General features: G+C 41.7%; 14 protein-coding genes and 1 pseudogene. 14 read left to right on the top strand and 1 reads right to left on the bottom strand.

Annotation, left to right across the window (positions count from 1 at the left end):
* Positions 1-186: 186 nt before the first annotated feature.
* The 3 genes and pseudogenes from BT147_RS13185 to BT147_RS13175 all read left to right on the top strand — a co-directional run.
* A pseudogene (locus BT147_RS13185) lies at positions 187-1,008 on the top strand (DUF4822 domain-containing protein); the annotation flags it as partial.
* A gap of 136 nt (positions 1,009-1,144) precedes the next feature.
* A complete protein-coding gene (locus BT147_RS13180; protein WP_072336258.1) occupies positions 1,145-3,025 on the top strand; it encodes a peptidoglycan D,D-transpeptidase FtsI family protein in 1,881 nt (626 codons plus the stop codon).
* Between the two features lie 158 nt (positions 3,026-3,183).
* Entirely contained in the window at positions 3,184-3,435 is a 252-nt protein-coding gene (locus tag BT147_RS13175) for a hypothetical protein (protein ID WP_072336255.1), read from the top strand.
* A gap of 57 nt (positions 3,436-3,492) precedes the next feature.
* On the opposite strand, the gene BT147_RS13170 is transcribed toward BT147_RS13175, so the two are convergent.
* Positions 3,493-4,230, bottom strand: coding sequence for a sulfotransferase family 2 domain-containing protein (locus BT147_RS13170; RefSeq protein WP_072336252.1), 738 nt, complete (start codon positions 4,228-4,230; stop codon positions 3,493-3,495).
* A gap of 108 nt (positions 4,231-4,338) precedes the next feature.
* Here BT147_RS13170 and BT147_RS13165 point away from each other — a divergent pair, with 108 nt between their 5' ends.
* The 11 genes from BT147_RS13165 to BT147_RS13115 all read left to right on the top strand — a co-directional run.
* Positions 4,339-4,608 (top strand): hypothetical protein, encoded by a 270-nt coding sequence (locus tag BT147_RS13165; RefSeq protein WP_072336249.1) that lies wholly within the window; start codon positions 4,339-4,341, stop codon positions 4,606-4,608.
* Positions 4,609-4,669: 61 nt separating this feature from the next.
* Entirely contained in the window at positions 4,670-4,984 is a 315-nt protein-coding gene (locus BT147_RS13160; protein WP_072336246.1) for a hypothetical protein, read from the top strand.
* Between the two features lie 88 nt (positions 4,985-5,072).
* Positions 5,073-5,759 carry a DUF975 family protein gene (locus BT147_RS13155; RefSeq protein ID WP_072336243.1) on the top strand — a complete coding sequence of 229 codons (687 nt, stop codon included), beginning with the start codon at positions 5,073-5,075 and terminating at the stop codon, positions 5,757-5,759.
* Between the two features lie 4 nt (positions 5,760-5,763).
* The gene (locus BT147_RS13150; protein ID WP_072336240.1) at positions 5,764-7,446 is read left to right on the top strand and encodes a phospho-sugar mutase; all 1,683 of its coding nucleotides are present in this window, start codon (positions 5,764-5,766) and stop codon (positions 7,444-7,446) included.
* Between the two features lie 316 nt (positions 7,447-7,762).
* Complete coding sequence (gene hutH / locus BT147_RS13145) at positions 7,763-9,277, top strand: histidine ammonia-lyase (protein WP_072336323.1); 1,515 nt, start codon at positions 7,763-7,765, stop codon at positions 9,275-9,277.
* A 40-nt stretch (positions 9,278-9,317) separates the two neighbouring features.
* Positions 9,318-10,982 carry a urocanate hydratase gene (hutU, locus tag BT147_RS13140; RefSeq protein WP_072336238.1) on the top strand — a complete coding sequence of 555 codons (1,665 nt, stop codon included), beginning with the start codon at positions 9,318-9,320 and terminating at the stop codon, positions 10,980-10,982.
* Positions 10,983-11,027: 45 nt separating this feature from the next.
* Complete coding sequence (gene hutI / locus BT147_RS13135; RefSeq protein WP_072336235.1) at positions 11,028-12,302, top strand: imidazolonepropionase; 1,275 nt, start codon at positions 11,028-11,030, stop codon at positions 12,300-12,302.
* A gap of 207 nt (positions 12,303-12,509) precedes the next feature.
* Positions 12,510-13,220 (top strand): N-acetylmuramoyl-L-alanine amidase family protein, encoded by a 711-nt coding sequence (locus tag BT147_RS13130; RefSeq protein ID WP_072336232.1) that lies wholly within the window; start codon positions 12,510-12,512, stop codon positions 13,218-13,220.
* A 163-nt stretch (positions 13,221-13,383) separates the two neighbouring features.
* A complete protein-coding gene (locus BT147_RS13125) occupies positions 13,384-14,625 on the top strand; it encodes an MFS transporter (protein ID WP_286119496.1) in 1,242 nt (413 codons plus the stop codon).
* Positions 14,626-14,829: 204 nt separating this feature from the next.
* Positions 14,830-16,569 (top strand): M64 family metallopeptidase, encoded by a 1,740-nt coding sequence (locus BT147_RS13120; RefSeq protein ID WP_072336226.1) that lies wholly within the window; start codon positions 14,830-14,832, stop codon positions 16,567-16,569.
* A gap of 522 nt (positions 16,570-17,091) precedes the next feature.
* Positions 17,092-19,144 (top strand): non-ribosomal peptide synthetase (locus BT147_RS13115; RefSeq protein ID WP_143188012.1); only part of this gene is annotated, 2,053 nt, incomplete at its 3' end.

Raw genomic sequence — 19,144 nt, 5'->3', positions numbered from 1 at the left:
TACTATATGAACTAGCCCATCAGAATGAATGGATCATCATGAAAAGAGGAGACTTACAATATGAAAAAGATAATCGTAACGGTACTAGTTGGATTTTCCTTAGTAGCGACAGGATGTGGTGCTGCTAGTTCTAGCACATCAGATCAGGGAAAACAAAATAAGGAACAGGTTGTTCAAAAAAATGAACCATCTAAAGGGCAGGAAATGGCCAATATCTTAGGTAGTTCAAACTGGCAAGGTACAAAAGTGTACGACAAAGATCAGAACGACCTAACAAAAGAGAATGCCAATTTTATTGGACTTGCTAAATATGAAGCCACATCAGGAAGATATGAATTTTTCGATGCGAAGACAGGAAAGAGTCGTGACGACATGGGAACATTCTTTGTTACAAATGATGGACAGAAAAGAATTTTAATTTCAGAGTCAAAAAATTATCAAGCGGTTGTAGATCTAACGAAGTTGGATAAAAATATCTTTACGTACAAGAGAATGGGGAAAGATGCGAAAGGGAACGATGTAGAAGTTTTCGTTGATCATATTCCGTATAAAGAAAAAGAGCTCTCTTTTACCGATCCAGACAAGCAATGGAACAAGACTACAGGAGATATCGAGAAAGATGTGGACGGAGATAAAATATTAGGTAGTACCCTTTGGAACGGAACAAAAGTTCTTGATGAAGCGGGTAACGATGTCACCCAGTACAATGCGATGTTTATCAGTCTAGCTAAATTCGATAGCCAGTCGAGCAAATATGAGTTTTTTAATCTTGAGACGGGCCAAAGCCGCAATGATTTAGGTTACTTTGATGTTTTACACGATAACAAGGTCAGAGCCCATGTCTCCCTTGGTGATAAGAAATACGGCGCTGTTCTGGAGATTACAGAACTAAATAACAACAAATTTACGTATAAGAGAAAGGGTAAAGACAAGGATGGTAAGGATGTTACTGTGTTTGTCGAGCATGAACCTTACAAAGGTAAGTTAAGCCCTTCATTTACCAAGTAGACAAGCTATTTTTTTAGAAGGAAATGGATATTACCTCCGTTTCCTTTTTTCTACTAACTATTCCTCCCCTACCAGATTTCGTATAACCTTCAAAATTTTTGTCCAAGATGGTAATAAGAATGAGGAGGGGAGATGTTTGACTAAACGAACAAAGTGGATTCCCATTTTATTTGTACTCTTGTTTTCACTCATCATTGCTAGGCTTTATCAGATTCAAGTTGTTTCGACGCGTGCTTTTTCCAATGGAAAAGTGGATCTCATCGCGCTTGCGGAACAAACACAATCACGTGAAATTTTGTTGGATAGCGGCAGAGGCGTGATCTTGGATCGAAGGGGAGTCCCACTTGTAGGGAAGGATGAGTATCAACTGCTTGTTTTCCCGCAGAGTAAACAACAATGGGATCTACGTCAAGATTCTTTTCAACAGTTAAGTCGTTTGTTAGATGTTCCACTACAATCTTTACAGCCTTATCTAGAGGGGATCAAACAGCCTGCGCTTCTCGCTCGGTTCGAACAAAAGATGATTCAAATTACTCCAGAGCGTGCTAAACAGATTAATGATCTACAGATTCCTGGATTGCAGGCCGTTCTTACAGATCAACGGTATAGCTCTAATTATGTGGGAAGTTCTATTGTCGGAAGGATTGGACGAAGCAGACATTTGCTAGAAAATCGGTATGCGAAGCAAGTGGAAGATGGAACTTTTTCACCTCAATCAAGAGTGGGATTAAGCGGGTTGGAATCTTCCTTTGAAGTTTTCTTACACAGTGAGAAGGAAAACATCAAAACCTATGTAAAGGACGGACAAGGAAGGGCTTTAACAGGTAGTGCTTTACGCTGGAAAGAACAATTAGCTTCTGAACAAGGTCAGTACACGATTCAGAGCACGATTGATTATGAAATACAAGCAAAAGTCGAGAAATATTTAGCCGATGAGAAGGTAGAAGATGGAGCTGTAGTCGTTCAGGATATTTCTACGGGGGACTTGGTAGCGTTAGGGAGTATCCCTACGAACGGCGTGAAGACGAAGACAGGAGATTCTCCGTGGGAAAACAGGGCATGGCTTGAGGCGAATCCTGGTTCTATCTTTAAAATCATTACAGCAACGGCGGCCTTAGAGGAAGGAATGGTCAAGCCCAACACGCAGGTTACCTGTTCTGGAATATTGGAGCCGTATCATTTGAGAGATGCAAGTGATAAAACACATGGAAAGCAGTCATTTACCAGTCAATTTGCGGATTCTTGTAATGTCACCCTTGGACGATTTGGAGAAAAGTTAGGCGGGAGTAAGCTTCAATCTTACGCAGAAAATTTTGGTCTCGGGAGAACGATTACGTGGCAAGGGCAAACTTCATTTGATGCAGACTTTGAGCAAATCGAACAAGAACGCACTGGAAAAATATACGATTCACGAACATCAAAGACGGAAAAGGCAGCTGCTGTTTACACGAGTATTGGTCAACAGGATACCAAGATTACCCCGATCCAAGCGGCCAATATGGTTACGGCTCTTTTCCACAAAGGAAGAGCGATTCGTCCTCGTTTAGTTACTGAGGTACGGGATCAATCTGGGAAAGCGGTTGCTACCTTTCCTAATACATATCTCCCTTCAACCAAGCAACTAAAAGCGAGTAGTTTGCAGGCAGTCAGGCAGATGATGAGAGCGGTTGTGACAGAGGGAACTGCTGCATCTGTACGAAAAGCAAAATGGGCATTAGCTGGCAAGACCGGAACGGCCCAAATTGGCGATTCTAAGCTGTATGACAAATGGATGGTGGGCTTTGGACCGTATCAGACACCCCTTTATTCGGTAGCTGTATTGCTACGACAGGAGCCAGATTCCGATGATCCACGGGCGATTCGTATCTTTCAAAAGGTGATGGATTTCCTATACGACTACGAGAAACAAAAAGCGCTAGACAAGAAAGATCAAAAGAAAAATCCTGTACCAGGCAACAGTAAGAAGGAAACGAAAAAAGATTCAAAAGGTAAGTCTAAAAATACTAGTATTCGTTGAATTCTTAGGTATATAATATGAATCTATTATATATTTAATGTGTTGTTGTATAATGTGCAGGGAACTATTAAGTAGTTGTATATAAATCGCTTGTTTTGTTGGATTACTGAGATTAGAATGATGAGAGATGAATTGATATAAAGGAGCGAACGTATTTTATGAAAGTAACTCTTAATCTTAGCAAGGCAGAACTAGATTTAATTGAAGAAGCTATTCTCCAATACCAAAATCTATTGCACAACGCTAAAACACAGAGCAGAATGGTGGAAAATGAATTACATTTGTGTCAGCGTGTAATGGATGAGTTTGGCATTGAAGAGGAGAGAGAAGAAGGGCAAGAACATGCTGCAACGCAAGATCCTCTCGCTTCGATGGACTTAGATGGCTCATCTTACCCATTTTCTCGGTAACAATGAAGCCAAGCCAAACACCTCACAAATGGAGGGTTTGGCTTTTTTATCTTTTTCTTAATCTTGCTTTTTGATGAAATTTCGTAGATTTTTCTTTTCAGCAGGGGAAAGTGATTTTATTTTTTGCAGTAGATGTTGTTTACATGTTTCATATAGGTGATAATCTAATTCATTCATACTGCGAATATGGTTTGTGAGTTCTTCACTGATGTCAGGCCTTTTTGGACGCTTTTTGGTTACGTTTTCTTTCGAATAGTGTGATTGTTTCCATCCCTGTAATTGATTTAATAAAAACACGGATTGTGGATACATCTCGGTAATACCCACGAAGGTAAAGTGATCTCGTAGGTTGTCCATAGCTAATATAAGGTCAGGGTCATTTTGTCCAGATAGGAATCTAGTTTGGTGATTATGAAGAGGAGCTGAGATCCGAGGGTCTGGACTAGTAACGAACTCTTCTATGCTCATCTTTTTTACTTTATTATGCAGACCATTGCTTGGCATGGAGCAAATAAAATAATAGGTAGAAATGACCCGGCTTACAGGATCGCGAAGCATGGTTATATAACGATAAGGCCTATGAAAATGTTGATGCACTCCGTAACGGCAATGTCCATATACCCATCTAAAATTTGCTTTTTGTTTGGAAGTGAGACTACGAATCATTTTTTCTTGATTCTGGTGCAAGGGATATCGATAGATTTCGTTAGAAGGAACATTGCTATCAATAATACCTCGCATCGTAATGCCGCCTGTTTTGGGGATATGAGCAAAGATCCAGAGAGGTTTTTTCATGGTCCGTTCTCCTTTCAAGCCCCTATTAATCTCTTTTATATAGTATGAAATAGATGTGTTACTGGTTCGCGGGATTCAGACTATTTTCTATAAGAAGGAGGGTTGATGATGAATAAAGAACAAGAAATTCAAAGATTTATCACTCAATTACAAGTGGGAGAACCAGTTCGAGTGTTAACTCATGATAGAGAGCAATATGTACGAGTAGAACGCATATTTGAGGGATGGATTCTTGATTATCGTAGTGAACGAACTATGTATCGCAGAGTGGAAGAAGCGATTCAGTTTTTAGCTGAAATATGGAATACGGACTTGAAAGAAGTGATTCATTTGCAATATGCAGGACTAGAGGAAATTGAGGATTTGGGGGAATTTTAAAGGATAAAAGCGAAATCTCTCTCATAAAGTAATGAGGAGTGTGGGAGAGGAGTGGATCGGGTTGCTTTTTTTGGTGATTTGCCAAGTAGTAGGAGGCACTCTTATAGCCATAAGCTGGATCCCGCAGGTTTTACAGGCAATTAAAGGGAAAACAGCTCATCAAGTAGATTTAAAGCCTCTTTCTTTTCTCTTTGTAGGGACAGTATTGGTGGAGGTTTATAGTGTTTTTTTGGCCTTACAAGGGGAAGCGGTCACTCTATTTGTGACAAATACAATTCAATTAATTGTGGTAACCATTTTAATAAGTATCGTATTTTGGGCTGTGCCAGCAGATAAGCCGGCGGAGGTTAAAGAGCGCATATCAAGGACTTCCTGAACAAGGAAGTTTTTATTTTTATCATATATTCCTAAATTTGTAAATAAATTATTACCTATAAATAGATTGATTGTATTAGGAGGGATGGATGATAATGGGCTTCAAAGAGTTAAAACAACAAGCCAGACAAAGCCTACAAGGAAACTGGCAGAAATCAATTATTGTGGTGGCGCTTGCTACGATTTTATCAGCGTTACCTAGTTGGATTGAAATGATGGTTCGTCCAGAAGATTACTTTGATCCGACTTATACTGTTGACTATATGAGTATATTTCAGCCTAGTTCGTTTGGTGTATTTTCCTTCCTCTGGTATTTATTGATCCCAGGTGCGATTATGTTAGGCTTGGCTGGTTTTTTCCTACATCTAATCCGTAGAAATAGTGCTACAGAAACAGATGCTTTTGAGTTCTTTACCAATCTATCTAAATTTGGTAAGAGTGTTCTTTATAATGTGTTGATTACGGTGTACGTGTTTTTATGGTGCTTACTACTCATCATTCCAGGAATTATTAGGTCGATTGCCTACGCGATGACTCCGTATATTATGCAAGATCATCCAGAATATAGTGTCAATCAAGCGATTAGCAAAAGCATTCAAATGATGACAGGATATAAATGGCAGTTTTTCTTACTCCAATTAAGTTTCTTAGGGTGGATTATACTCTCGATCTGTACCTTTGGTATCGGACTCCTATGGGTATTGCCCTACATACAGGCAACTAATACACATTTTTATGAACAGAGAAAAAATGAGAATGAAGTTGTAAAGGGATGATCATATGAACTACCTTGACCTGTACCATCATTGGCTCCACTTTGATGGTTTGGACTCAGTGCTGAAAGAAGAGTTACGGCAAATCCAGAAGCATGATGTTGAAATTCAGGAGCGTTTTTCGCAATCGCTATCGTTTGGCACGGCGGGGATTCGTGGCATCATAGGTGCCGGGACGAATCGAATGAATATCTATACCGTTCGTAAGTTGGCTCAAGGACTTGGAGAGTGGTTGCATCATGAGAATCTAGCAGATCAAGGCGTGGCAATTGGTTATGATACGAGGCATGGTTCTGTAGAGTTTTCTAGGGAAGTGGCTAAGGTACTTCTTCATCACGGAGTAAAGGTATATTTATTTGGACAGATCTGTCCATCGCCAGAGCTTTCGTTTGCTGTTCGTTATTATGAGGCGGCTGCGGGTATTATGGTGACAGCAAGCCATAATCCTCCCAATTATAATGGAATCAAAGTGTACGGAGCAGACGGTGCGCAAATTTCTCCTTTGATAACGAGTGAAATATTGGACAATATTAGTCAAATATCGGATGCGTTTATGATTCCTGTGGCAGACCTTACGGAAGCAGAAAAGGATGGAACTCTCGTTTGGTTAGGGTCTGAAGTCGATCAAGCATACTATGAAAATGTGGCGTCGCTGGCCTTCCAAGATAATGAACAAAATAAGCATTTTCGTATCGTATATTCCCCGCTTCATGGAACGGGGCGACCTCCTATTGAATCCGTTTTAAGTCTGAAAGGATTTGAGAATGTGTTTGTCGTGCCAGAGCAGGCTGACCCAGATCCTAATTTTTCGACAGTGAAATCTCCCAATCCAGAGGACCCAACATCCTTTGAGTTAGCTATTGCGTACGCTAATCAACAACAAGCAGATCTTGTCCTTGTAACTGATCCAGATGCCGATCGAATTGGGATTGCGATTCGTGACGAAAACAATCGGTTTTCTCACCTTACTGGAAATCAGATCGGAGCATTATTACTCTTCTATCTCTTGTCTCAGCGAGTAGACCGGGGAGAATTGCCTTCTAATGGAGCATTGGTTAAGTCGATTGTATCCTCTGATCTCGGAGAATCCATCGCTTCCTACTTTGGAATAATGACGCAAAATACACTTACCGGTTTTCGGTATATCGGGGAGTTTATTCAGAAATGGAAACAAACAGGAGAGTATACGTTTCTATTTGGTTATGAAGAAAGCTATGGTTATCTCATAGGAGACTTTTGCCGGGATAAAGATGCCACGCAAGCGTGCTTATTACTGGCTGAGTTAGGGGCTTACTATCAAAAACAAGGAATGCCTATTTATCAAGTCTTAGATTTGATTTATAAGAAATTTGGATACTTTCAAGAGACACAGATCTCGGTTACATTAGAAGGGCTTGAAGGAAGTAAACAACTCAAAGAGATAATGGTTCGTACTCGAAGTAATCCACCTTCACATGTAGCGAACATCAAGGTTTGTAGCATTCAAGACTATTTACAAGGGATAGAAGGATTTCCTAAAGCAGATGTTTTAAAATATCTTCTCGAAGATGGATCTTGGTTTGCGATCCGTCCATCCGGAACGGAGCCGAAGATGAAGTGCTATGTAGGGGTGAAGGGAAGTAGTTCTTCTGAGGCAGAGGAGAAAAGGATCGCGATAAAAGAATATTTAGCAGGCTGGTTAGGGTTTTAAGGGAAAAGGGCAATGGTCAGATACATTGCCCTAGGATTGATTAGGTTATAAGCATCAAAAATATTGACAAAAAACATACTTACATGTGAAAATGGCTATTGTATAGAAAATTAAAATGGTTAGCAAATAAAACTCAAAGAGAGTGATTGCGATGATGTATGAAAAGTCCTTACAATCGCATATCCCCTCCTTCACAAAGGGGCTGGGCAGAAGTGAATGACACTTCTGTCCAGCCCCTTTAGTTTGGTAGAGTGTAAAAAGGAGCTGAGGTTTGTTGGATCATTCGAATCAAGTATCCCAACTGAACACCATATGCATGGACGGTAATAGTATGACTCCTCAAGTGATAGAGCAGGTTGCGAAACGGGAAGTTCGTGTATCTTTATCGAAAGAAGCTAAGGATCGAGTAGTAGCTTGTAGAGATATGGTAGATCAGCTAGTGAAAGATGACAAAGTAGTCTATGGGGTGACCACTGGATTTGGCCTGTTTAGCGATGTGTCGATTTCGCCGGTAGATGCGACAAGGTTACAGATCAATCTAATCCGTAGTCATGCATGTGCAGTAGGTAATCCACTGCCAGAACCAGTTGTGCGTACGATTATGCTTTTGAGAGCAAATGCGCTTTCCAAAGGATACTCTGGCATCCGCATCGAAACATTACAACTTTTAATTGATTGTTTGAATCAAGGAGTACATCCGGTTATTCCTGAACAAGGATCACTCGGGGCAAGTGGTGACCTAGCACCGTTGTCCCATCTGGCTTTAGTGCTAATGGGCGAGGGAGAGGCAATCTATCAAGGAAAGAAGCTTTCTGGAGTAGACGCACTTGAGCAAGCAGGATTGAAACCGATTACACTAGCAGCGAAGGAAGGGCTTGCCTTAATCAATGGGACGCAAATCATGACTTCCCTTGGTGTGCTTGCCGTTTCCCAAGCAGATCGTTTGGCTAAGATAGCAGACGTGATTGCTTCTATGACTTTAGAGTGTTTGCGGGGGATTCCGGATGCCTTTGCCGAAGGAATCCAACAGGTTCGGCCCTATCCAGAACAAGCTTCTGTGGCCCAAAACTTCCGTACCATCTTACAAGGTAGCCAGTTGACTACTTCTCAAGGTGAGATTCGTGTTCAGGATGCGTACTCCCTACGATGCCTACCTCAAGTACACGGGGCTGTTCGTCAGGTGGTTGCGTATACACGTGAAAAGATTCAGATTGAGTGTAATGCGGCAACAGATAATCCATTGTTGTTTATGGAAGATGGTCAAGTTATATCGGGTGGAAACTTTCATGGACAGCCGATTGCCTTTGCGATGGACTTCTTAAAGATCGGTATGAGTGAACTGGCCAATATATCAGAACGACGGACAGAACGTCTTGTCAATCCAGCATTATCAGGTGGTCTGCCTGCATTTTTGAGTCATCACCCAGGGCTAGCATCCGGCATGATGATTCTACAGTATGTAAGCGCTTCCCTTGTATCAGAAAATAAAGTATTGGCCCATCCAGCGAGTGTCGATTCGATTCCTTCTTCCGCAAATCAAGAAGATCATGTTTCCATGGGGACCACAGCAGCTCGTCAAGTTACCCAGATCATTAACCACGTAGCCAAGGTCTTAGCAATCGAATGTATCTGTGCGGCGGAGGCGGCCGATTTTGTGGGAGCAGATCAATTGGCTCCAGCTACGCGAAAGTTATATGAACATATTCGAAGCCACGTACCAAGGGTGACAGAGGATCGTTCTCTAAGTGGTGAAATTGAACTTGTAGCTAGTTACTTGCTAGAGGGTGATTGGTTAGGTGAAGTAGAAAAGATAACGGGTGAATTGTTCTAAGGATGGTTTTGATACCAAAAAGCAAAGGAGAGATTTGATCATGACCAAATCCATAAGTCGTACTGTTCGAGCAGCGAGAGGAACCGAGTTAACGGCAAAAGGTTGGCAACAAGAAGCAGTAATCCGTATGTTGATGAACAATCTGGATCCAGAAGTAGCAGAGCGTCCAGAAGATCTAGTGGTATACGGTGGAATTGGGAAAGCGGCACGCAACTGGGAGTGTTTCGATAAAATCGTCGAATGCCTTACAGAGCTAGAAGCGGACGAGACCTTATTGGTTCAGTCAGGGAAGCCGGTTGGGGTTTTTCGTACGCATGCGATAGCTCCTCGCGTCTTAATCTCTAATTCTATGCTAGTACCTGCCTATGCGAACTGGGAGACTTTTCACGAGCTGGATCAAAAAGGCCTCATGATGTATGGACAGATGACCGCAGGAAGCTGGATTTACATTGGAACACAAGGAATCCTACAAGGCACGTATGAAACATTTGCGGAAGCGGCTCGCCAGCATCGAGGAGGCTCCTTAAAAGGGACACTTACGTTAACCGCTGGATTAGGTGGCATGGGTGGAGCTCAGCCATTAGCTGTTACGATGAATGAGGGGGTCGTGATTGGAGTCGAGATTGACCCAAGCCGAATTCAGAGGCGTATTGACACACGATATTGTGATGTGATGGTGGGCTCTCTAGATGAAGCTTTACAATTAGCGAAAGATGCACAATCAGAAGGGAGACCGCTCTCTATTGGACTCATTGGAAACGCGGCAGAGATTTTTCCAGAGTTTGTCACGAGAGGTGTTATTCCTGATTTCGTAACCGATCAAACATCCGCACATGATCCATTAAATGGATATGTTCCATTTGGTTTTTCATTGGCAGAAGCCGATAGATTACGAACACAAAATCCGAATGAGTATGTAAAGCTATCCAAACAGTCTATGGCAACTCACGTTCAGGCGATGTTAGATCTACAAAAAATGGGCTCCATTGTCTTTGATTATGGTAATAACATTCGTCAAGTAGCCCTAGATGAAGGGATCAAAGATGCTTTCGCCTTTCCTGGATTCGTTCCGGCCTACATCCGCCCGCTTTTCTGTGAAGGAAAAGGGCCGTTTCGTTGGGTAGCATTATCAGGTGATCCAGAGGATATCTATAAAACAGATGAACTTGCACTACGACTATTCCCAGAAAACGAACACCTACGACGTTGGATTACATTAGCTAGAGAAAAAGTAGCATTCCAGGGTCTCCCATCCCGAATTTGCTGGCTCGGTTACGGTGAACGTGTCAAGATGGGTTTGGCGATAAATGAAATGGTACGAAATGGGGAGTTATCAGCACCGATTGTCATCGGAAGAGATCATCTGGATTGCGGTTCTGTAGCTTCTCCAAACCGTGAGACGGAAGCGATGAAAGACGGAAGCGATGTAGTTGCAGACTGGGCAATTCTAAATGCGCTGGTCAATACCTCTTCCGGCGCGAGCTGGGTCTCCGTCCATCACGGCGGCGGTGTAGGCATGGGCTACTCCTTGCACTCCGGCATGGTTGTAGTCGCAGATGGTTCCAAGGAAGCAGAAGAGAAACTGTCTCGAGTACTAAACACAGACCCAGGCATGGGGGTTATCCGCCACGCTGATGCTGGTTACGATTTAGCCATCGAAACCGCTAAGAAAAAAGGTGTCCGCGTTCCTATGCTAGGAATTTAAAGCTACTTCATCTAGTACATCAACAAAAACTGAGAGGAGCCCTATATGAAACAAATTGACCTACTTATCCACAATATTGGTTGCCTTATCACTATGCAAGGCTCCCCGAAACCAAGAGCAGGAATAGAGCAATCCGAAGTTCTCACTATTCACCACGGTGCCATTGCCATTCAAGATGATAAAATCATGGCAGTAGGTAGTGAGGAAGAAGTTCGTAAGTCGATCCATGGACTGCCTATTGCCAAAGATCTAGATGCACAAGGACGTCTTGTTACCCCTGGCTTAATCGATCCTCATACTCACTTAGTACACGGAGGATCGCGAGAACACGAACTAGATTTAAAGCTAAAAGGAGTTCCTTACTTAGAAATACTCGCTCAAGGTGGTGGCATTTTAAATACGGTTCAAGCAACGCGAAACGCAACGGAAGAAGAGCTTTATTCACAAGCAAAACGAAGCTTGGACCTGATGCTACTTTTCGGAGCCACTACGGTAGAAGCGAAAAGTGGCTATGGTCTTACCCTTCAAGACGAGTGCAAACAGCTTCGTGTAGCAAAGCAGTTACACGAGTTACATCCAGTTGATATCGTCTCCACATTTATGGGAGCACACGCTGTTCCTGTTGAATACAAAGGCAGATCAGAGGAGTATGTAAATCTCGTTATCGAAGAGATGCTTCCAGAAGTAAAGAGATTGGATCTAGCAGAATTCTGCGACATCTTTTGTGAGCATGGTGTCTTCTCAGTCGAAGAATCTCGCAAAATCCTCCTGAAAGCAAAAGAGCTTGGATTTAAGCTGAAGATTCATGCCGATGAGATTGAATCCATTGGTGGGGCAGAGTTGGCTGGAGAATTAGGGTGTATCTCAGCAGAGCACCTACTGGCCACTGATTGTCAAGGAATCGAGGCATTGAAAAAAGCGGGTACGATTGCGGTTTGTCTACCCGCTACTTCCTTTAATCTGCGCCTCCAAAAGCATGCTCCTGCTAGAGATATGATTGAAAGTGGTGTTCCTGTTGCACTCTCTACAGACTACAATCCAGGTAGCTCTCCAACAGAGTCGTTGCAACTTGTGATGACACTTTCATGTTTAAACTTACGAATGACACCAGAGGAAGTCCTAACTGCCATGACCATTAACGCGGCACATGCAGTCGGGAAAGCAGACACGATCGGTAGTTTAGAAGTAGGAAAGCAGGCAGATATCGTTTTATATAACGCCACGAATCTGGCATATCTACCCTATCATTTCGGTATCAATCACGTGCATTCAGTAGTGAAAAAAGGAAATGTTGTGGTTTCGGAAGGTAGATTGATATAAAAGAACGACTTGTCTAAGACTAGTATCATTTGAGATACTGGTCTTAGTTGTAATGAATATCATGTATCTTTATTTCTTAAAAGTGTGATAATCTATTAATATATATAAATTTACTATAAATAGATAAATAACCAATCTTATTTTACTTAGTTGCATAATATATTAGAAGCTTCTTCATTCCAACATAGGAAAAGGTGGAGATCAAGCATGGCGTACTTGGTTGCGTTAGATGATGGTCATGGGTTATCCCCTACTCCAACTCCAGGGAAGAGAACTCCTAATATACCAGGAATCGGTGTAATCTATGAAAACCAATTTAACCGTGCTGTTGTCAATTTTTTAAATGTAGAGTTAAAGAGATGTGGATTTGGCACCATTCTAGTAGCACCAACAGATGTCGATACCCCACTTGCCCAGCGTGTATCGGTAGCCAACCGGAATCGTGCAGATGCTTATGTTGCCGTTCACTATAATGCGGGCGGGGGAAGTGGAATTGAGACGTACCACTTTCCTGGCAGTACTAAGGGACAACGACTTGCTCGCCTCGTTCATGCGCAAGTGATTAAAGGGACGCCTCAGAAGGATCGGGGTGTAAAGACTGCGAACTTCTATGTATTACAGAAAACCGTTATGCCAGCTACTTTAATTGAATTTGGATTTATGGATGATCCAGGTCTAATCGAAGCGAAGCGCATGATTGACCCATTGTTCCAAAAAGAGTGCGCGGTTGAAACAGCAAAAGGGATTTGCCAATACTTTGGAGTAAGTTATATTCCCCCTACCCCTATAACTATCCCGTTTCCTTTTCAACGAGTAGAAGTAGATGGAGAGGTGCTATTTGATAGCCAAGTGGTTGATACCATCTTAGAGGGAGTGCGAAAACATTTAGGGAAAGTGATTACCATTAAGCCACGGTAAATAGGGTAATAATGACTAGAGAGAATCGATGGACTGAGGTAAACGCTCAATCATCTTTTTAATACATTGGCGTTTATCTCAGATTCGTTTGGAATTCATTATTTTGGTACTATATTATTTGTGAAATAAAATACATAAGTAAGTGAGAATGGGATGTGGATTTGTGAATACTGTTGACGAATTTCATAATTGGAAACGAAATATTGCTTTTTTCTTAGGTGGCCAGACGATCTCTTTCTTCGGATCTTCGTTAGTGCAATATGCAATCATGTGGTACATCACCTTACAAACACAGTCTGGTGTCATGATGACGATTTCGATCATTTGCGGCTTTGTACCTACTTTTTTCCTTTCTCCCTTTGCGGGTGTGTGGGCGGATCGGTATAACCGCAAGATGTTAATTATGATTTCAGACTCCCTTATCGCAGTAGCGACCTTGATTCTAGCAATTATCTTTCTCATGGGCTATAAGTCACTTTGGTTACTATTTGTGGTCTCTGCTGTACGTGCTCTTGGAACGGGCGTACAGACGCCAACGGTTGGGGCCATTCTCCCGCAGTTAGTCCCGAGTGAACACTTAACAAGAATTAGTGGGATTAACAGTAGCATTCAAGCAATGGTTATGCTAGTTTCTCCAATGGTAGGCGGTGCATTGCTCACGTTCGCTACGATTGAAGCGATTTTCTTTATCGATGTGGTGACAGCGATAATCGGAGTAGGGATTATGCTACTCTTTATCAAAGTACCGACCCATGCGAAAGCGATGCAGGAGCAAACGACTAGCTATTTGAATGATATGAAGCTAGGATTTTCCTACATACGAAATCATGAATACGTAAAGAAATTTTTTATTTTTATCGGTGTTTTCTTTATATTAGCGGCTCCCGTTGCGTTTCTAACCCCTCTGCAAGTCTCGCGTACATTTGGAAATGATGTTTGGAGACTTACTGCAGTTGAGGTTACCTTTTCAGTGGGGATGATACTCGGTGGACTCGTGATGTCTGCGTGGGGAGGATTCCAGAATCGGATTCATACGATGACAGTTGCAAGTCTTATTATGGGAGGGTGTACGTTTGCGCTCGGCGTGATCCCGAATTTTTGGCTGTACCTCGTTTTTATGGTGATTATCGGAGTTGCTATGCCGATGTTTAACACCCCTTCTACCGTGTTACTACAGGAAAAAGTAGACCCGGACTATATGGGAAGAGTTTTTGGTGTTTTAGGGATGATTTCTACCTCTATGATGCCCCTCGGAATGTTAATCTTCGGTCCGATTGCAGATAAGATACCCATTGAGTGGTTGCTTATTGGTACCGGAACATTGATTTTCATTCAAGGTTTCTTCTTACGTGGGACTAAAGCACTAGTGGAGGCAGGCGAACCAACTGTCGAGCTAGCGAAATAAATAAATGGAAGCAAAAGAGATGTCCTCTCCTCTTAAGGAAAGGGCATTTCTTTTTACATAATTAGAATAAAGGGAAGGTTGTATCCATTCGTATGGGTCGTCTCGCTAATATTCATCCGATGTACAAGGATTTCGTATCTATCTACCGAAAATAAAAACGAGAGTATTTATTGTAATAATTAGATAATAAAAGGGGATTACGAGATGAAGAAATGGTTATTATCGTCTATCGTGTGGATGTTGACCGCTATCCTGATGGCATCAGGAGTGCCTCACGATGTATCAGCTAATAAGACAACAAAAGAAGAAAATGGACAGTACCTTGTCGTTGACTTACAAAAAGAAGGGGAGAAGACCAGAATCAATCAACTGAGTATCGAAGAAGGGGAGGCGGAGAGAGGGATGGCTTCTCCACAACAAAGTGAGCTTGATCCTCAAACTCAAACGGAGACTCTTATAATCAAAGACAAAATAGGAAAGATCCTCTATCAAGTTCCTTTCCAATTTCCGATCGTTAGAACGGTTCCTCCCATTATGCCGGATCAAAAAACGAACGATCATGCTCCTCATCAAGTGCCTATCAAGGAGCCAGAAGTTACGTTGATCCTACCGTATTTCCATGAAGCTATCACAGTCGAGGTCAAAGGCTCAGAAGTCAAGGAAACGGCTCAGTCCACGATCCCTAAAAGCATACAAGTTGATTCACATAAGAAAAAAGTGAGACCCCCGAAAAATAATGGAAAGTTTGAGATGCTCTTGTTACCCAGTGGCTATGATGAGAGCAACATGGGTGAGTTTGAACAACAAGTTAGCAATATCAAGCAAGCGATTCAAACGACAGAGCCATTTTCCTCCTATCTTGATAAAGTTACTATCCACACAATCAATGAATCCGCCCCCCTTGGTTGTCTAGAGGGAGCACAGAATATCGCTCGGTTATTAGTATGTAATGATACCAAAGTAGTCTCTACTGCTGCTCACTCTGGTTATGGATATGATGAGATCATCGTCATCCACAATACAGATCACTATGGTGGCTCAGGTATGCGGGACTATAGTGTTACTGGTTTTAAGACAAACAGCTATTCCACCTATACCGTTGTTTATGATGGTCAATGGACGGCAAGGATGGCTATTCATGAACTAGGCCATTCGTTTGGAAACCTCTGTGATGAATACATGTACGGAGATGAAGGATATAGCTATGTGAACTGCACAAACTGTCGCAAAGACAAAAGTGACATAGAGAAATACGTAAATGGGGAGTGTAGTGTGGGTTGTGACGCCAAGCCAGATTACTTCCGAGCTGAAGATAGTATCATGCTCACTCTAGGGATCCCCACTTTTAATGAATTGAGTATCAAAGCAGACTTTGCTCCGTATGGCTTAGAAAAGCGCCTGCAATTTTTCACTGGAACGGAGCAACCGAAGGCTGTCAAACGGCTACAGGTGGATCAAAAGAAAGTCACCTTGAAGCCAGGAGAAGCAATCCAACTAGCCGTGATAGCAACCTATGAAGACGGAACCAAGGAAGACATAGCTTATGTAGCGAATTGGCGAGCAAGTAGCGAAAAAAAGATTAGTCTTTCCCAAGGATACGTGAGGGCGATTTCCTCAGGAAAGGTGCGAGTAAAAGCCTCTTATGGAGGGAAGACAGTATCTGTCTCAGTTAAGATAGAAGCTCCTAAAAAATTGGTGCCCAGTAACGATGGAGTTACACTCAAGTCAGGAGAAAAGAAGGACATTACCGTACAGGCGATCTACCGGGATGGCACAACCCAAGACGTAACGCAGGACGTCACTTGGAAGATATCTAGTAAGCGAGTGGCAACGATTGAAAAGGGAGTAATCTCCGCACATGAAAAGGGAAAGGCTGTATTGACTGGAGTCTATAATGGGAAGGTAACTAGGATTTATGTACGTGTGAAGAATAGAGAGGAATGAGTAGACCATTTACCACTGTTTGGGGTAGTACAAAACAAGAGGATTAGCACGAAATGCACTGATCCTCTTGTTAGTAAGATTAAATGGTTAATGAGTCGGTGGGAATGTCATGATTCGTATCTCCAGTTTTTACCAAAATCGTGTTTTTCCATAGGCTTGTTGAGTGGATTATTCTCATAAATGAACTCCTTTTGTATAGAAGATAATATGTATATAATTTAAATATAAGAGATGGAAAAATGTTTTATTCTCAATATACACTAATGACTATATATAGGAATATTTGTTTAATAAATTAAATACAAAATAAACTTAAAATTAACTTGATAAAATTATATTAATAAATGTATAATCATTTATGAATTGTAAATACATATATTATTATATGAAATAATTTCATATAAAGTATGAACATTTTATTAAATGATGAATTTTATGAAGCATTAATGAAAAAATGAGATACAATGCTTTATATGTGGCTTATTAATACGTGTGTGCAATATTTCGAAGGGGGGAATTTCTATGGTTGGTATGACTTACTATCCTTTAAGTCATCCGCAGAAGAGAGTTTGGTATACAGAAGTTCTCTATGAAAACAGAGGTATCTGCAATTTAAGATTTCTATTTAAAATTCACAAAAAAATGGATTATCTGATATTAAATCAGGTAGTAAATCGTGTGATTCGTGAAAATGATAGCCTTCGTATTAGATTGAAGGAAAATGAACATCAGGTGCCTGACCAATACATAGCCCAGCATCAAGATCGAGAATTTGACTTTGTTGACTTTCGGGACGAGAAAAGCTCAGATGCATTAGACAGATGGATTGAGGAAAAGACACGGGAGATATTTCCGTTATTTGATACGGATTTATGCCATTTCACTTTAGTAAGTCTTAGCGATAAAGAATGTGCAGTGTTTGGAAATGTTCACCACATTATGATGGACGGACTATCAATCCAGCTTTGGAGTAATCAGGTTGCGAAGTACTATTACGATCTTCAAGGCGAGGAAGACCTTTCTAAGAAATCGTATCTTCAGTTTCTGACTAATGAACAGACGTACTTGAACAGCGGTCGATTTGAAAAAGATCAGAGTTTTTGGATGGAAGAGTTTCGAACGCTCCCTCCTGTAACGGGATTGAAACCCTATAACGTTTATCAAGTTAGCACTAGAGCATCACGGGAGACATTTCCGTTATCAGATCATCTAAAGGCAAGATTAAAGAGATTTTCTAAGGAACATGGATTGAGTATCTATACTCTTTTTGTTTCAGCGCTTTCATTATCGATATATCGATGGACTTCGTCGCTGGATGTGGTCCTCGGAATGGCTTATAGCAATCGGACGGGCAGAGTGGAGAGGGAATTAATGGGGATGATGGTGAGTACAGTTCCCCTGAGAATGGATATAGATTCTTTAGAAGAAGTGCTTTCCTTTATGGTGAGAGTGTCTCGTAAACAATATCAAGCATTACGGCATCAAAAATACCCATTTGATTTGTTATTAAAACAGATGAATCAAGAGAACAATCGTAATGTTCGGCTATTTGGAGCTACGATCGATTATCGAGACCGTGATGGGAGCGGGGACTCTACTTGGATTCCCAATCGGGAAGAAGTGCAAGATTTTGCAGTACATATTGAAAATTTGACTGATACAGATTCTATGTTTGTACATATTGATTACCGGAATGAATTGTTTTCGAAAGAAGAGATTTCGCGCTTTTTCCATACGATGTTGGCTTTATTGGAGAGTGCGGTTGAAAATCCATATCAAAAGGTTTCAGAGATCGAAATTCTCTCAGAAGAAGAGAAAAGAAAAAGCTTAGTAGAGTTTAATCAACCTAAGTTTGATTTTCCGCCTCAGATAACGATTCATGAGTTGTTTGAGCAACAAGTTATGTTACATCCGGATGCGATTGCCGTTGTCTATGAAAAGGAACAGCTTACATACCGTGAGTTAAACGCCAGAGCAAACCAGCTAGCTCATTATCTTCAGAAACAAGGAGTTGGTCCAGAGTCTCTAGTCGGTCTCTGTGTGGAGCGTTCTCTAGCGATGATGGTAGGGATACTCGGGATTTTGAAAGCTGGCGGGGCATATGTGCCACTGGATCCAGCCTATCCGGAGCAACGACTTCAGTATATTTTAGTGGATGCTCGTATTCAGTTCGTCGTAACGCAAGAGAGTTTACTAGAATCGAGCTGGCTTCCAGAGGAGATTCAAGCTGTTTGTCTCGATCGAGATCAAGTAGAGATCAGGAAAGAGAGTATTGCTCAGCCGATTGTCGATGTAAGCCCAGATCATCTCGCTTATGTGATCTATACTTCGGGATCTACGGGAAATCCGAAAGGCGTAATGGTGGAGCATCACAATGTGATTCGCTTGATGAAAGCAACCGAACATTGGTACCAGTTTGATGAGAATGATGTATGGACGCTGTTCCACTCATGTGCGTTTGACTTTTCCGTATGGGAAATCTGGGGTGCCTTGCTCTATGGTGGGAAATTAGTCATCGTTCCGTACTGGATCAGCCGTTCGCCGAAAGATTTCTATCAATTGCTAGTAGAGGAAA

This window comes from Thermoactinomyces sp. DSM 45891 (assembly GCF_900119485.1).
Lineage (GTDB): Bacteria > Bacillota > Bacilli > Thermoactinomycetales > Thermoactinomycetaceae > Baia.
Note: the sequence above shows the minus strand (reverse complement) of the source record. Positions and strands in the feature narration are given on the sequence as shown.

Excerpts from the sequence above, each read along its gene's own strand:
- BT147_RS13175 (WP_072336255.1), top strand. The coding sequence starts at position 3,184 with ATGAAAGTAACTCTTAATCTTAGCAAGGCAGAACTAGATTTAATTGAA.
- BT147_RS13170 (WP_072336252.1), bottom strand. The coding sequence starts at position 4,230 with ATGAAAAAACCTCTCTGGATCTTTGCTCATATCCCCAAAACAGGCGGC.
- BT147_RS13165 (WP_072336249.1), top strand. The coding sequence starts at position 4,339 with ATGAATAAAGAACAAGAAATTCAAAGATTTATCACTCAATTACAAGTG.
- BT147_RS13155 (WP_072336243.1), top strand. The coding sequence starts at position 5,073 with ATGATAATGGGCTTCAAAGAGTTAAAACAACAAGCCAGACAAAGCCTA.
- BT147_RS13150 (WP_072336240.1), top strand. The coding sequence starts at position 5,764 with ATGAACTACCTTGACCTGTACCATCATTGGCTCCACTTTGATGGTTTG.
- hutH (WP_072336323.1), top strand. The coding sequence starts at position 7,763 with ATGGACGGTAATAGTATGACTCCTCAAGTGATAGAGCAGGTTGCGAAA.
- hutU (WP_072336238.1), top strand. The coding sequence starts at position 9,318 with ATGACCAAATCCATAAGTCGTACTGTTCGAGCAGCGAGAGGAACCGAG.
- hutI (WP_072336235.1), top strand. The coding sequence starts at position 11,028 with ATGAAACAAATTGACCTACTTATCCACAATATTGGTTGCCTTATCACT.
- BT147_RS13130 (WP_072336232.1), top strand. The coding sequence starts at position 12,510 with ATGGCGTACTTGGTTGCGTTAGATGATGGTCATGGGTTATCCCCTACT.
- BT147_RS13120 (WP_072336226.1), top strand. The coding sequence starts at position 14,830 with ATGAAGAAATGGTTATTATCGTCTATCGTGTGGATGTTGACCGCTATC.